The organism is Rothia nasimurium (assembly GCF_928392795.1).
Lineage (GTDB): Bacteria > Actinomycetota > Actinomycetes > Actinomycetales > Micrococcaceae > Rothia > Rothia nasimurium_F.
Map to the genome: position 1 here is coordinate 440,019 of NZ_CAKMTJ010000001.1, position 13,146 is coordinate 453,164.

The 13,146-nt window shown below is 56.1% G+C and carries 14 protein-coding genes; all 14 read left to right on the forward strand.

Annotated elements, in window-relative coordinates:
* The first annotated feature begins 59 nt into the window (after positions 1 to 59).
* The 14 genes from L6963_RS01925 to L6963_RS01990 all read left to right on the forward strand — a co-directional run bounded on the left by L6963_RS01925 (position 60) and on the right by L6963_RS01990 (position 13,134).
* Positions 60 to 1,589 (forward strand): McrB family protein, encoded by a 1,530-nt coding sequence (locus tag L6963_RS01925; RefSeq protein WP_237206429.1) that lies wholly within the window; start codon positions 60 to 62, stop codon positions 1,587 to 1,589.
* Between the two features lie 4 nt (positions 1,590 to 1,593).
* Positions 1,594 to 3,210, forward strand: a complete 1,617-nt coding sequence (locus tag L6963_RS01930; RefSeq protein ID WP_237206430.1) for a 5-methylcytosine restriction system specificity protein McrC — start codon at positions 1,594 to 1,596, stop codon at positions 3,208 to 3,210.
* 141 nt (positions 3,211 to 3,351) lie between these two features.
* Positions 3,352 to 3,969, forward strand: a complete 618-nt coding sequence (gene rimM, locus L6963_RS01935) for a ribosome maturation factor RimM (protein ID WP_237206431.1) — start codon at positions 3,352 to 3,354, stop codon at positions 3,967 to 3,969.
* Between the two features lie 5 nt (positions 3,970 to 3,974).
* Positions 3,975 to 4,799, forward strand: a complete 825-nt coding sequence (gene trmD, locus L6963_RS01940; RefSeq protein ID WP_237206432.1) for a tRNA (guanosine(37)-N1)-methyltransferase TrmD — start codon at positions 3,975 to 3,977, stop codon at positions 4,797 to 4,799.
* A 290-nt stretch (positions 4,800 to 5,089) separates the two neighbouring features.
* A complete protein-coding gene (rplS, locus tag L6963_RS01945) occupies positions 5,090 to 5,437 on the forward strand; it encodes a 50S ribosomal protein L19 (RefSeq protein WP_135011098.1) in 348 nt (115 codons plus the stop codon).
* A gap of 23 nt (positions 5,438 to 5,460) precedes the next feature.
* The gene (gene lepB, locus L6963_RS01950; RefSeq protein WP_237206433.1) at positions 5,461 to 6,117 is read left to right on the forward strand and encodes a signal peptidase I; all 657 of its coding nucleotides are present in this window, start codon (positions 5,461 to 5,463) and stop codon (positions 6,115 to 6,117) included.
* A 50-nt stretch (positions 6,118 to 6,167) separates the two neighbouring features.
* On the forward strand, positions 6,168 to 6,902 hold the full coding sequence (gene lepB / locus L6963_RS01955; RefSeq protein WP_237186101.1) for a signal peptidase I: 735 nt from the start codon (positions 6,168 to 6,170) through the stop codon (positions 6,900 to 6,902).
* Between the two features lie 4 nt (positions 6,903 to 6,906).
* Positions 6,907 to 7,689, forward strand: coding sequence for a ribonuclease HII (locus tag L6963_RS01960; RefSeq protein ID WP_237206434.1), 783 nt, complete (start codon positions 6,907 to 6,909; stop codon positions 7,687 to 7,689).
* Positions 7,686 to 8,021, forward strand: a complete 336-nt coding sequence (locus tag L6963_RS01965) for a DUF2469 family protein (RefSeq protein ID WP_185174550.1) — start codon at positions 7,686 to 7,688, stop codon at positions 8,019 to 8,021. The genes L6963_RS01960 and L6963_RS01965 overlap by 4 nt, the downstream gene beginning before the upstream one ends.
* Positions 8,022 to 8,300: 279 nt before the next feature.
* The gene (locus tag L6963_RS01970; RefSeq protein WP_237206435.1) at positions 8,301 to 8,717 is read left to right on the forward strand and encodes a YraN family protein; all 417 of its coding nucleotides are present in this window, start codon (positions 8,301 to 8,303) and stop codon (positions 8,715 to 8,717) included.
* Between the two features lie 2 nt (positions 8,718 to 8,719).
* Positions 8,720 to 10,270: a YifB family Mg chelatase-like AAA ATPase gene (locus L6963_RS01975; RefSeq protein ID WP_237186104.1), complete on the forward strand. Its 1,551-nt coding sequence runs from the start codon at positions 8,720 to 8,722 to the stop codon at positions 10,268 to 10,270.
* The gene (gene dprA, locus L6963_RS01980; protein ID WP_237206436.1) at positions 10,267 to 11,511 is read left to right on the forward strand and encodes a DNA-processing protein DprA; all 1,245 of its coding nucleotides are present in this window, start codon (positions 10,267 to 10,269) and stop codon (positions 11,509 to 11,511) included. Before L6963_RS01975 ends, dprA begins: the two co-directional genes overlap by 4 nt.
* Positions 11,512 to 11,554: 43 nt before the next feature.
* Positions 11,555 to 12,550 (forward strand): tyrosine recombinase XerC, encoded by a 996-nt coding sequence (locus L6963_RS01985; protein ID WP_237206437.1) that lies wholly within the window; start codon positions 11,555 to 11,557, stop codon positions 12,548 to 12,550.
* 32 nt (positions 12,551 to 12,582) lie between these two features.
* Entirely contained in the window at positions 12,583 to 13,134 is a 552-nt protein-coding gene (locus L6963_RS01990) for a DUF3145 family protein (protein ID WP_237206438.1), read from the forward strand.
* Positions 13,135 to 13,146: the final 12 nt, after the last annotated feature.

The following is a 13,146-nucleotide window of genomic DNA, read 5'->3' on the forward strand; positions in this document are numbered from 1 at the left end:
TAAGAGGCTCTATCCCAGATATCATTGGAATAGAGCCTCTTTACTGTTGAAAGGAAATTATGAATAAAATTGAATGGCTTGGTGAAGGTAAATATAAAGATAAGTGGACTCGGGAATATGAAGGGATGGTGCCGTTAAGCGACATTTTAAAGAATATTCACCTTGGTGTAAAAAAAGGTGTATACATCTATATCACATATCAAGATCAGGGAAATCATTTATTTAAAAAATTTGAAGAGTTTAGGCTAGATAAATCGCAGCCTGGTCGAACTAGTGCAATTACGAAAGCGAGAACTCCCAGGACTTTTGTAAAGCATTTCTTAAGCTGCTTTGGTGAAGAGTTTGATGATGAAAATTTAGATGATAAAGATGCTTTTGAGAGATTGTCAGAATTTTTGAAAAATAAAAATGAAATTCTTGACAAGGTGATTGTACACTTTGGGGCGGGGGATTGGGCAATAAAAAAAGAAATGCAATATAAATTCAATGGGGATGGAATGCTTAATAAAACGAAAAAAGGTGCCAAAGGTGAAAGTATGAAAAATAAGATTAAAATAGCTCAGCTTAATTCGATTTTAGAGGGAGTTGCGGGGTGTGGAAAAACTTATTATCAAAAATCACTCTTTGAGTTAAGTGGGGAAAATAAAGATCTTGGTTTTACCCCGGAACGTAGCGAAACAGTAGTCTTTCATCCTTCCACCTCCTATGAAGATTTTGTGTCAGGTTTGCGTCCCTTGAAAGATGGAGGTTTTACGGGCAAGGCCGGCATTTTTGTGGAGCTGTGCAACCGAGCTGCAGCAGACCCCGAGCACAATTATTTACTCTTCATCGATGAAATCAACCGGGCTAATACCGCTAAAGTATTCGGTGATTTACTCATGGTAATTGAGGAAAGCAAACGTGCTCCTGTTGCAAAACTCGGTACCTATAAAAGAGCAGTGCTCACTCGCGATGAAGCTAAATCTGTAAGAATTACTACTGTTCGTCTTCAAACTGCTATTGATGCTCTGCCAGAAAAGTCGAACCCACCTGAAGAAAATTATGAAGGAGACCTTGAATATTTAGCTGTGCCTGACAATCTTTACATTGTTGGAACCATGAACTCAACGGACCGCTCTGTGGGAACTATCGACTTAGCTCTTCGTCGTCGCTTCACCTGGCATACTATGGAGCCGAAGTCCTTGGAAGATTTTGAAAATGAATTCGAAAAAGAAAGACAGGCAGAACTCGCTGAACTTTTTCGCTGGTACTCGCAGGTTAATATTAAGTTGCAGAAAATAGTAGGTCCTGATGCCAGGCTAGGTCATTCTTACTTCTATGAAAACAAAAAAACTTCTAAGCAGATTGCCCATGATTTGCTGAAACAACTGGCTGAAATTGCCTATATATTTCACCTCGAAGACCTTATGGTTGAGGAACCATTCAATCAACGCGTTGCAGGATTGCGTCTTACGAAGGAGGGGGAAGGCCTAGGCCAAAAGGTTATTGTTGAAGAGGCTTCAGATAACAATTCGGGCAAGGCTAGCAAAAAACCAGGACTAGCAGGAAACAATTCTGTGGAATCCCTCGAAAGTTCACAAGAAAGCTAGTCAGATGAACGCTCAGACTGAGTCACATTTGCCTGAAACCACACGCTGGTTTCAGGCCAGCGGCAGAGGTAATGGGGTAGGGCTTACCGTATTGCGGGCGCCTGCCATGCCGGATTCTGAAGAATATCAGACTCTCATTTTTCATATCCTCCCCAAGCTCTGGCGCCCTGATGATACTAAAGCTAAATCCTTCATCTTAAGCCAGGAGGCTTTCACCAGCTCTCGTGAGTCTCACTACACCTTATATGAGCAAGACATCATTGGTGTATCAGATCCATACCTAGTGAGCCTGCTAACCACCTTAGTAGAAAAAGCCCCAACTGAATCAGCGACCGCAGATTTAAAAGAGCAAGATGGCCTGACTGATGAAAAAACTGAATCTCGGCTATCACCCCTCTGGTCAGTGACCTCAGCACCAAAGAAAGCTGGTGTCCATAAACCACTGAATCCTGCAAACAAACAGGATATGAAAGCGCCAGAGGCCCTCTGGGCTATGCTTGACGCCTACCAGGTTAAAATCGAGCCGATTCCTACGTCCAAAGACTTCGGTTCAGCTGGTACTTCTATGTTTGCGTCCAGCAAGTTCATGAAAAAATTTGTGTACATGCGGTTTATCGAAGAAGCGCTAGTAGCCCTACGTGACCGGCGCCCTCAGTATGTGCTTCATACAGATGAGATAGCAACGGTCAAGGGGCGGATGACTCCGGAAGGCCTGATCCGACGGGCGATAACAGGGTCTCCGAAAATTGAGTGCGAATTCGATGAGCTCACTTCTGATAATCACATCTGGCAAGTCATAAGAGCCGCCACAGAACTTTGTGTTCCTGAGTTAAAAGACCACCACCTTGCAGGTAAAAAGACTAGCTACGCTAAGGCCCTGCTTGTCGCTGCCCAGCTTCGGGATGTAACTATCACCTCACGGCATGCACTAATCGCTCAGTCAACCCACTACAAGGTTCCTAGACAGGAGTCTCTAGCTGTGCGAAAGAGCTATGAGCTTGCTCGGGCTATTCTTCAGACCAGGTTCAACGCTACAGCGAACAAAAAGGAAGGCCCTGGCGTTGTTGCTAACCTCAAATACTCGATGAGCGGACTTTGGGAGCAGCTCGTGCAAGAGCAGTTGAATAAGGTTGAAAATATAGAAGCAAAACGACAGAAGGAAGTCCGGCCAATACACATATTTTACGAACGGAAAAATAATGATTGGAAAATTGCTGACGGAGGTAAGCGGCCTGATGTGGTCGTAACTTACAAGGAATCAACCTTTTATGTGGACGCAAAATACAAGGATAATGCGCTTGGTATTACAGAAGCCAGTATGGGGGACCAATATCAGATGGCCACCTACGCCTTAAGAACCAAAAGGAACGTTTATCTGGCCTATCCCATTCGCAGTGACTCTAAGCTGGTCAATAAAGAGCCTGAATTCCAGTACATTCCCTACGCGGACAAGTTTACTGATAGCCAAGAAACACCTGATACAGACGAATTCATTCAGGTGGGCCAGTTCTATCTACCGTTTCCTTCTGAAGCAGAAGCTAAACAAAAGAACTTTGTTCTAAAAGATGACAACTCGATTTCCGACAAGCTTGAAAAGTTATCTCGAAAATCCATTACATAGGGGTAGAATTCGGTAAAGAAATGGAGAAAGCCCCATACCAGCACTTGCTGGCATGGGGCTTTTACCTGCCCACCGGCGTCCGCAAAACCCGGTAAAGTTAGACCCAAACCCCACACCACCTTTACCCCCAAGGAGATACGCGTGCAGGTACAGGTCGCCCGCATCGGCAAACCCCACGGCATCCGCGGTGAAGTCACCGTCCAGCTCTTCACCGACGCCCCCGAAGAACGCTTCGCTCCCGGGGCCGTACTCGACATCGAAAACTTCACCCCCGCAAGCCCCGCAGGAGCCATCGCCCCCGCAGGCACCCTCACCGTCAAAAAAGCCCGCTGGAACAAGAAAATCCTGGTCGTAGCCTTCGAAGAAGTCATCAACCGCAACCAGGCCGAAGACCTGCGGGACACCCGCCTCACCTTTGACTCTGCTAGCGAAGCAGAAACCGACGGTGACGATGAAGGCTACTACGAGCACGAACTGCTCGACTTACCCGTCTACCTGGCTGCCGACATTAAAGACGGCTACCTGCCCGAAGAACCCATCGCCATCGTCACCGGCCTGCAGACCATGCCCACCCAGGACCTGCTAGTCCTGGAGAACACCGCAGACGGCGAAGAAGTTATGATTCCCTTCGTGGAAGAGCTCGTCCCGGCCATCGATACCGAGGAGGGCTACATTATCATCAACCCGCCCGCCGGCCTGCTCGAACTCAACAGCGACGATGAAGAAGCAGAACCCGAGACCGAGAGCGAGCACAACTAACGCTCATGCGCTTTGACGTCATCACCATCTTCCCCGAATACCTGGCCCCGCTAGAGCTCTCCCTCATGGGCAAAGCCCGCGAATCGGGCAAGGTCGACCTGCACCTGACCAACCTGCGTGACTTCGCCTTCGACCGGCACAAAACCGTTGACGATACCCCCTACGGCGGGGGAGCGGGCATGGTCATGAAGCCCGAGCCCTGGGGCCTGGCCCTGGATCAGGCACTGGCTAACTCACCGGCGTCCGCACGGGCGGACGGGGGCAAACCCCTGCTGATCGTGCCCTCACCGGCCGGCACCGTCTTCAACCAGCAGCTGGCCTACGACTTGGCCGAAGAAGAGCACATCGTGTTCGCCCCGGCCCGCTACGAAGGCATTGACGAGCGTGTGCTGGACTGGGCTGAGCAGGAATTTAGGGTGCTGCCCGTATCAATCGGCGACTACGTGCTCTACGGGGGTGAAGTGGCCGTGATGGTGATGATTGAGGCCATTACCCGCCTGATTCCCGGTGCTATGGGTAACCCCGAGTCCCTGGCCGAAGAGTCCCACACCGGCGGGCTGCTGGAGTACCCGGTCTACACCAAGCCCGCCACCTGGCGAAACCAGCAGGTGCCGCCCGTCCTGCTCTCTGGCAACCACGGGGCCATTGCCCGCTGGCGCCGCGACGAGCAAATCAAGCGCACCTTCGCCCGCCGCCCCGACATGGTCAAGGCCTACCCCGCAGAGAACTGGGACAAGAAAGACCGCAAGCTCCTGCAGGAGCTTCACACCGAGCAGAAAGCTGCCCAAAAAGCTGAGCGCGAGGCCGAGCTTTCGAGCGAAGGTCGGTAAAGTAGGTAAGCTCACAAGCAACACGCGGACGCCCGCCCCGGCACCCCTGGTGCAGGCGGGTTTTCTGTGGGATAATTTTTATTTGTGTTCATGCTGGGCACGCCCCTGCCGCAGGGGGAAGAGCGACCTATAACAGCGTGAACCACCGGCTCTGACCGTTCAGAGCGCGGTGAGTAAAGAATTCATCGCAGACAGCATCAGTCTGGCACCACCCGGTGACCCCTAGACACTGCCTGCGACATACACCGAATATGTTTGACCTGCGGCAGAGATATTCACGGAGAAACTCAATGCAGACTCTTGACTTCATTGATAACAAGTCACTTCGCACCGACATCCCCGAGTTCGGCCCCGGCGACACCCTGAACGTACACGTCAACATTGTTGAAGGTAACCGCAGCCGTGTCCAGGTCTTCAAGGGCTTCGTTGTTGGCCGTCAGGGCGCTGGCGTCCGCGAAACCTTCACCGTCCGCAAGGTTTCCTTCGGTGTTGGCGTAGAACGTACCTTCCCCGTACACTCTCCCGTCATCGAAAAGATCGAGGTTGTCACCCGCGGTGACGTCCGCCGTGCAAAGCTCTACTACATGCGCGACCGTCACGGTAAGGCTGCTCGTATCCGCGAGAAGCGCGAAGCCTAAGCCATTTAGGTTTCATCAGATTTATGGAGACTGGCGTAAACGCCGACTCTTCTGAGGCAAGGCGCCAACCCTTTCTACAGGGCTGGCGCCTTGTTGCTGTCGCTGCGACCCTCGCCTTCACCGTGCTCCTGGTGGTTCGTTCCTTTTTCATTGATGTGTTCTACATACCCTCAAGTTCCATGGAACCCACCTATGAACCGGGCGACCGTATTCTAGTCTCAAAACTAGCTACCGAGCCCCAGCGTGGCGATGTGGTCGTTTTTGACGGTACCGGCTCCTTTGCCCCCTATGTGCCCGGCAGCCCCTGGGTGCGTGATCCGCTCACAACCGCGGGGCAGTGGCTCGGGCTGGTGGGCTCAGATACGGTCTACATCAAGCGCGTCATCGGGGTAGCTGGCGATACCGTCGAGTGCTGCGATGCCGAGGGCTATCTTCTCATCAATGGGCAGCGCTCCGAAGAGCCCTATCTTTACCCCGGCGACAGCGCCAGCGAGGTGAGCTTTAGCGTGCAGGTACCCGAAGGACGCATGTGGGTGATGGGCGACCACCGCTCGGCGTCCGCTGACTCCAGGGCCCTCTTAGGGGCACCCGGCGGCGGTATGATCCGCACCGAGAAAATCATCGGCACCCCGGTCTTCATCGCCTGGCCAGCCCAGCGCTTTGGTCAAGCTCCCAGCTAAAACCACTAAACTATCCTCTAAACACGTTCATAGCAGAAGGGTGCGGGCTCATGGAGCAGCAGAATTCAGACAGCATCGAGGCAGCGGCACAGGACGCCACCACAGCCTCGACCGACAAGCCCCGCGGCGGTAAGCGCCGCCGCGAAAACAGCGCGGTCAAAGAGTACGCCCTGATTATCCTCTACGCGGTGCTCATCGCCTTCCTGCTGAAAACCTTTGTGGTTCGCGGGTTTTACATTCCTTCTAGCTCCATGGAAGATACCCTGCAGATCAACGACCGCGTTTTTGTGAACGTGGCAGGTGGACTCTTCACCGAAGCCGAGCGCGGTGACATCGTGGTCTTTAAGGACACTCAGGGCTGGATGCCGGTCTCTACCAGCTCTAACCCCGTGCGTGATGCGCTTGCCTTTGTGGGGGTTATGCCCGATAGCTCATCAAACTACCTGGTCAAGCGCGTGATTGGCGTGGGTGGTGACCACATCGTGGGTACCGCCGATGGTCGTATTACCGTCAACGGCGTAGAAATTGACGAGACCTACCTCAAGCCAGGTGTAAGCCCCACCGAGCTTCCCTTCGACGTGATCGTTCCCCAGAACTCCTACTTCGTCATGGGCGATAACCGCTCTAACTCCGCTGACTCCCGCTACCATATTCAGACCGGCACCGAGTTCATCAACGACGCCGACGTCGTGGGCGAAGTCTTCGTGGTTGCTTGGCCCCTGTCTAGCTTCACTTTCATTGGTGGGGCTAGCGATGTCTTTGCCGACGTACCCGACACCGAGTAAGACCGTGCCAACTCAAGAACCGGCGTCCGCTGACCTGAGTGTTGAAGCCCAGCTTTTTGCTACGGGCAAGACCCTGGTGGCGGGCATGGACGAGGTAGGTCGCGGCCCGCTAGCTGGGCCGGTCACCGTGGGCGTTGCCGTCATCGAGGCGAGTGCTGAGCTGACGGTCGAGGGGCTGATCGACTCAAAAGCGTTGACCGAGAAAAAGCGGCTGGCTATGGCCCCGCTGATAGAGCAGTGGGCTGTAACCGCTGTGGGGCACGCTAGCCCGGCTGAAATCGATGCCCTGGGAATTACCACAGCCCTGCGTCTAGCGGGGCAGCGGGCCCTGGCTCAGGTGGCTAGGGCTGGGGCTTACCCCGACGCCGTGCTCTTGGACGGCAAACATAACTGGCTATCTGCCCCCGAGCCCGACCTCTTTGCCGAGCTTGATTCGGCTACCTCTCTCTACCGCGCCCTGGTCACCGAGGCCTGGGCAGGGCTGGCAGGGGAGCCGGGCGGTTGGTTCGGGCCGGTACAGATGGAGATCAAAGGTGATTATCGCTGCGCTTCTATCGCTGCGGCCTCGGTAGTGGCCAAGGTGGAGCGCGATCATCTCATGGACGAGCTGGACGCCCGCTATCCCGGCTATGGTTGGGCGAAAAATAAGGGGTACGGGTCAGGTGGCCACCGAACCGCTATCGAGACCCTGGGCCCCACCCCCTTGCACCGGTTGAGCTGGTCGTTGCCGGCTACCGACGCGCAAATCCAGAAGGCTATGGTGGAACGAGAGAAGGAACAAGAATGAGCCAAGAAGACCTTGAGAGCTACGAATCGGGTGCCCAGCTAGCCCTGTATGAAGAGTACAAGAATGTAGCTGAGCTCTTTACCTATATCGTTGAGACCGACCGCCGTTTTTACCTGGCCAACCAGGTGCAGGTGACCCCGCGAACTGCTGATGGGTCTCTGTATTTTGAGGTTGAGATGCAGGACGTGTGGGTATGGGATATTTTCCGCCAGTCTCGGTTTGTTAAGAACGTGAAGGTGTATTCGGTGCGCGATGTGAACGTTGAAGAACGCGCTGCCGCCGAAGACCTGGTCGTGCCGACCATGAGTGATTTCGACCCCGGTTCGGCCTAAAAGCTAGCGTGTGAGCCCGCCTCCTTCCCGTGAGGGAAGGGGCGGGTTTTTTGTATGCAGAGATGCGCGGACGCCCGGTGCAGCTGGCTGGGGATAAGGACGCGCGGGGCGTCATGGTTGCGTCACGGCTGTACCGTTTATGAGCGTGAATAGGGGAGCTATCTGGCGCTGACCTGGTGGTATAGGGAAAGGGCGATATCCACAGCCAGCACAGAGGTAGGTAGAACCAGACACAGCAGGTCATGATGGGGCTAACCCTGATACTTGAAGGAGGCCCCTATGAACCCCGCACTACAGCCAGTCTCGCCCCATGCGTCCTTGCGGCCCAAAGAAGTGGGGCGCTGGGGTGAAGATATCGCCCTGGCAGTCTTAGAGCAACAGGGCTATACTCTCTTGGCTCGTAACTGGCGGCCCGCACGAACTGAAGAGCGGCCGAGGTGGAGCGGTGAACTTGATTTGATTATGCGCGATAGCGACCAGACCCTGGTCTTTATCGAGGTTAAAACCCGTTCTGGTGCGGGTTACGGGCACCCTCTTGAATCCATTACTGCCCGGAAATGCCAGATGCTACGACACCTGGCCTACGCCTGGTTAGCAGAAAACCGGGCTCCCTATTCCACCATGAGAGTAGACGCTATTGCCCTGTGCGGGAGCCCCACGGATTTCACCTTTGAGCATCGGCAGGCGGTGGTGTAGCCGTGGCCTTCGCACGAACCTATTCGGTTGCCCTGGTGGGCGTCACCGGCTACCTCGTCGAAGTAGAAGCCGATATCTCATCTGCCCTACCCGGCTTCGTCCTGCTTGGCTTGCCCGATAGTTCTTTGAACGAGGCCAAAGACCGGGTACGGTCTGCCGCGAAGAATTCCGGGCTGCCCCTGCCACCCCAGAAACTCACCATCAACCTCACCCCGCCTACTCTTCCCAAACGCGGCTCGGCATTTGATGTGGCCATGTTGGTTGCAGCCCAGCAGGCGGCGGGGCAGCTAGGTTCATCAGGCCGCACGGTCTTCCTGGGCGAAGTCGGTCTCGATGGGAGCGTGCGACAGGTTCCCGGAGTACTACCTGCCGTCAAAGCCGCCCGCGATGCCGGTCATGAGCGGGTAGTTGTACCCGAAGGCAACGCCCAAGAAGCAGCCCTCATAGAGGGGGTTGAAGTGACCGGGGTCAGCTGTCTCGCTGAAGTGTTTGAACTTCTGGGCTGCCCCGAACCAGAAAAACTCAAAAGACCAGTTCTGGTGGGGAGCCAGAGGACCGTTGCGGAGCCCAGCAGCCCGCAGCAGAGCGCTGATATGGCAGATGTTGCCGGGCAGGCTGAGGGGCGCCTAGCCCTTGAAATAGCGGCTGCAGGGGGCCATCACCTGTTGCTGACCGGCCCACCTGGTTCTGGCAAGACCATGCTGGCAGAACGCCTCCCCGGTATTCTTCCTCCGCTCACACCGCAAGAAGCCCTGGATGTCACCGCGGTGCACTCGCTCTGCCGTTCGGGTGAGCCGCTCACCGAACTGATGACCAGACCGCCTTTCGAAGCACCCCACCACACTGCCAGCGCACCGGCGATTATGGGAGGCGGTGCCGGGCTGCCCAAGCCGGGGTGTATCTCAAAGGCGCACCGGGGCGTCCTTTTTCTCGATGAAGCCCCGGAATTTAAGCGCAGCGTTTTAGATTCTCTGCGCCAGCCCCTCGAAAGCGGCGAAGTTATTATTAGTCGCTCAGCTGCTTCAGCCCGATACCCGGCTAGGTTCCAACTCGTTTTAGCTGCCAACCCCTGCCCCTGCGGCTACAACGTGGGGCGCGGCCTAGACTGCACCTGTACTAGCCGTGAGCGAAGGTCTTACTTCAGCCGGCTATCGGGGCCCCTGCTCGACCGTATCGATCTTCATATCAGCGTTCCTAAAGTAACGGCCGCCGACCTCGCTACCAGCGGCACCAACGAAAGCTCAGAGGAAATCCGTTACCGGGTTAGCCAAGCCCGCAAAGCCCAGGCAGAAAGACTGAGTCCGCTGGGCATGGCCACAAACGCTGAGACGAACGGCAAGATTCTGCGAGGCCCTCTCAAGCTTCCATCCCAACTCACCTCGTCCCTCTCCACCGCCCTGGACCACGGCACCCTCACAGCCCGCGGCTATGACCGAGTACTACGGACAGCCTGGACCTTAGCCGATTTAGATGGAGCCACCAGCCCCAGCCGAGACCACCTTGACCTCGCCCTCTACTTCCGCAACCATGCCACTGAAAGCTACCAGACATGACACATCACGACCCCCACCACGATATTCGTAGAGCCCGCACCGAGATCCTGCGCATTACCGACCCCGAGGACGTCGCCGCCTACACCCTGCTTCGGTTAGTGGGACCGGTGCGTGCCGCAGACTACCTCACCGGCCGTCAGGAGCTCACCCCGCATCTTCTAGCCCGCCACCTTGAGGAAGCAGGAGCACACGATGTATCTGCGGCACCTGCCCTCGCTAGTGCCATCGGTGAACGGACCCAGCGGTGGAAGAGCAGACGGGCAGGTATCAGCGTCCAACAGGATATGGCTTTAGCCCGGGCCAGCGGCAGCTGGCTATGTATACCCGAAGACCCAGACTGGCCACAGGCCTTGAATGACCTCGCAGAAAAAACTCCGGTCGGCCTCTGGGGCAGGGGAGACCGCCAGCTACTAGCCCAGCTCACCACCGAAAAGAGTTATGCGGTAGTGGGGTCCCGCGATGTCAGCTCCTACGGTAACTCAGCAACAAGCCACCTGGCCGGTGAACTAGCAAACCGGGGCTATACGGTGGTCTCAGGTGGAGCCTTTGGCGTAGACGCCACCGCCCATCGAGCTGCACTCGCTACAGCAACGTCTTCCCTGCCCACGGTAGCGTTAATGGCAGGAGGTCTTGACCGTCTCTACCCCAAGCCCAATGAACGCCTGCTGCACGAGATTATTGAACGGGGCCTGCTGCTGAGCGAGGTTCCCCTGGGGCAGAACCCCACCCGTTACAGGTTCCTTCAACGTAATCGGCTCATCGCCGCTCTCACCGGGGCCAGCATAGTTATCGAAGCCCGCTGGCGCAGTGGTGCGCTCAACACCGCCCACCATGCTCTGGAACTGGGTCGCCCCGTCTACGCTGTACCCGGCCCTATCTTTTCACCGACCTCAGAAGGCTGCCACCGTCTGATTCGCGACGGTCTAGCCCAGCTTGTGACCGATGCCCGCCAGATTCTTGACGACAGAACCTCGGAGATAGCTGCAGAACAAACCAGCCTATTTGCAGCTCCTTCTGCCCACCAGCAGCTCCTGGACTCGCTCACCGAAACTCAAAGACGGGTGTGGGACGTACTGCCCCTCCGCACTCCGGCTACCGTAGAACAGCTCAGTGCTGACCTTGCGCTACCTGCCCGAACCGTCATGATTGCCCTATCCCAACTCAACCGACTCAACCTCGCAGAGCAGGAAGGCATAGGTTGGCGAAAAACCAAACCATCGGCGGAAAGCTCCGGGGGATAGAATGAAAACCTGACCTCAGCCACCGGTAGAAAGGAGCGGTACGGTGAACCCAGCAGACCAGTTACCCACCACCCTCAAAATCGGGGCCTCCACGGTTGACGAAGACCGAGAGTTCGTACGAGCCCTTGAAGCCTTTGAGCGCTACCTCACCTACGAGCTCCACCGCTCACCCCAAACAATTCGAGCCTACGTCTCTGACCTCACTGATTTCTTTGCCCATGCCCGCAGGCACGGCACCACCCACCTCTCCCACATCACTCTTGAAGTCATTCGAGACTGGCTAGCCTACCATCACCGAAAACAAGCTGCCCGGAGCTCTATGGCCCGGCGGACCTCGTCCTTGCGGACCTTCTTCACCTGGGCGGAGGAAGAAGAACTCATCCAGGCCAACCCGGCACTCAAACTCACTACTCCTAAGAAGAGCAACCACCTGCCCTCGGTACTCAGCGAAGCCCAGATGCAGGACCTCACCACAACCCTCACAACAGCTCTGGAGCAGGCCCCGCGGGACGCCCGACTCCTGCGTCTTCAAGCGGTAGTGGAGCTACTCTACGCCAGCGGGCTGCGCATCTCAGAGCTCACCGGTCTCGACCTAGCAAGCATTGACCGTCACCAGCGAACCCTGCGCGTGCTGGGTAAGGGCAATAAAGAGCGGGTTGTGCCCTTCGGGGCCCAGGCTATGCAGGCTCTCAACCAGTGGGTTGTGGCAGGACGCCCGCAGTGGCTTCCCGAGACAGAAGCAGCTAAAAGCGCCCCGGCTCAACACGCCCTCTTCATCGGCCCCCAGGGTAAACGCGCCAACCCCCGGCAGATTCGCCAAGACCTCACCACCCTCCTGGGCACCTTGGACGACACCGAAGCCACAGGCGCCCACGTCTTCCGCCATACGGCAGCAACCCACATGGTCGATGGGGGAGCAGACATTAGAGCCGTCCAAGAGTTTCTTGGGCACAGTTCTTTAGCAACCACCCAGGTCTACACCCACGTCTCGGTAGACCGCCTTGCCCAGGCCTATAGTAGGGCTCACCCCCGGGCCTAAAGGTAAGGCAGAAGGTATAGGATGGGAAGACCATGTTTTCACCAGCAGAAAAGACCGGCCAGCCCGTCCCCCTACCGCCAGAGACTATCGGCAACCCTACCGGTGGTTTTATCTTTCTGCTGGCTGTCCCCTCAGCCCTCACAAGCCACGTGACCTGGGCTCTTGAAAATCTCACTGCCCACCGGCTGACCCCCACCTGGCAAGCCCAACCCCAGAAACCGGGCTACCACCGTGCAGATATCAGCTGGCAGGGCAACAGCGGGGGAGCCGCCCTCATCGCCTCCACCCTCCGTCACTTCAAGGGCAGCTACTTTGAAGTCACCGAGCGCCGCACCGCAACCTCCGACGCCTTACGCATCATGCACACCCCCGAACTCGGCATCTGCACCTTACCGGTAGATCTCCAGGGCAACTTCACCGTGACCGAAGACCGCATCCGCTATGCCTTCGAAAAAGCAGCCGGTAATTTTGATGAACTCTACCGGCAGTTCTCTGCGGCCGTTGGCCAGCCCTGGGACGACGAACTTGAGCCCCTGCGTCCTAACGCCTCATCGGCCAGCGCTACCGTCAGGCTCCGGGCCTAAGACAAGAGAGTA

Coding starts and splice junctions, on each gene's coding strand:
- dprA (WP_237206436.1), top strand. CDS start 10,267: ATGACACATCACGACCCCCACCACGATATTCGTAGAGCCCGCACCGAG.
- L6963_RS01965 (WP_185174550.1), top strand. CDS start 7,686: ATGAGCCAAGAAGACCTTGAGAGCTACGAATCGGGTGCCCAGCTAGCC.
- L6963_RS01990 (WP_237206438.1), top strand. CDS start 12,583: ATGTTTTCACCAGCAGAAAAGACCGGCCAGCCCGTCCCCCTACCGCCA.
- L6963_RS01970 (WP_237206435.1), top strand. CDS start 8,301: ATGAACCCCGCACTACAGCCAGTCTCGCCCCATGCGTCCTTGCGGCCC.
- L6963_RS01925 (WP_237206429.1), top strand. CDS start 60: ATGAATAAAATTGAATGGCTTGGTGAAGGTAAATATAAAGATAAGTGG.
- lepB (WP_237186101.1), top strand. CDS start 6,168: ATGGAGCAGCAGAATTCAGACAGCATCGAGGCAGCGGCACAGGACGCC.
- rplS (WP_135011098.1), top strand. CDS start 5,090: ATGCAGACTCTTGACTTCATTGATAACAAGTCACTTCGCACCGACATC.
- L6963_RS01930 (WP_237206430.1), top strand. CDS start 1,594: ATGAACGCTCAGACTGAGTCACATTTGCCTGAAACCACACGCTGGTTT.
- trmD (WP_237206432.1), top strand. CDS start 3,975: ATGCGCTTTGACGTCATCACCATCTTCCCCGAATACCTGGCCCCGCTA.
- lepB (WP_237206433.1), top strand. CDS start 5,461: ATGGAGACTGGCGTAAACGCCGACTCTTCTGAGGCAAGGCGCCAACCC.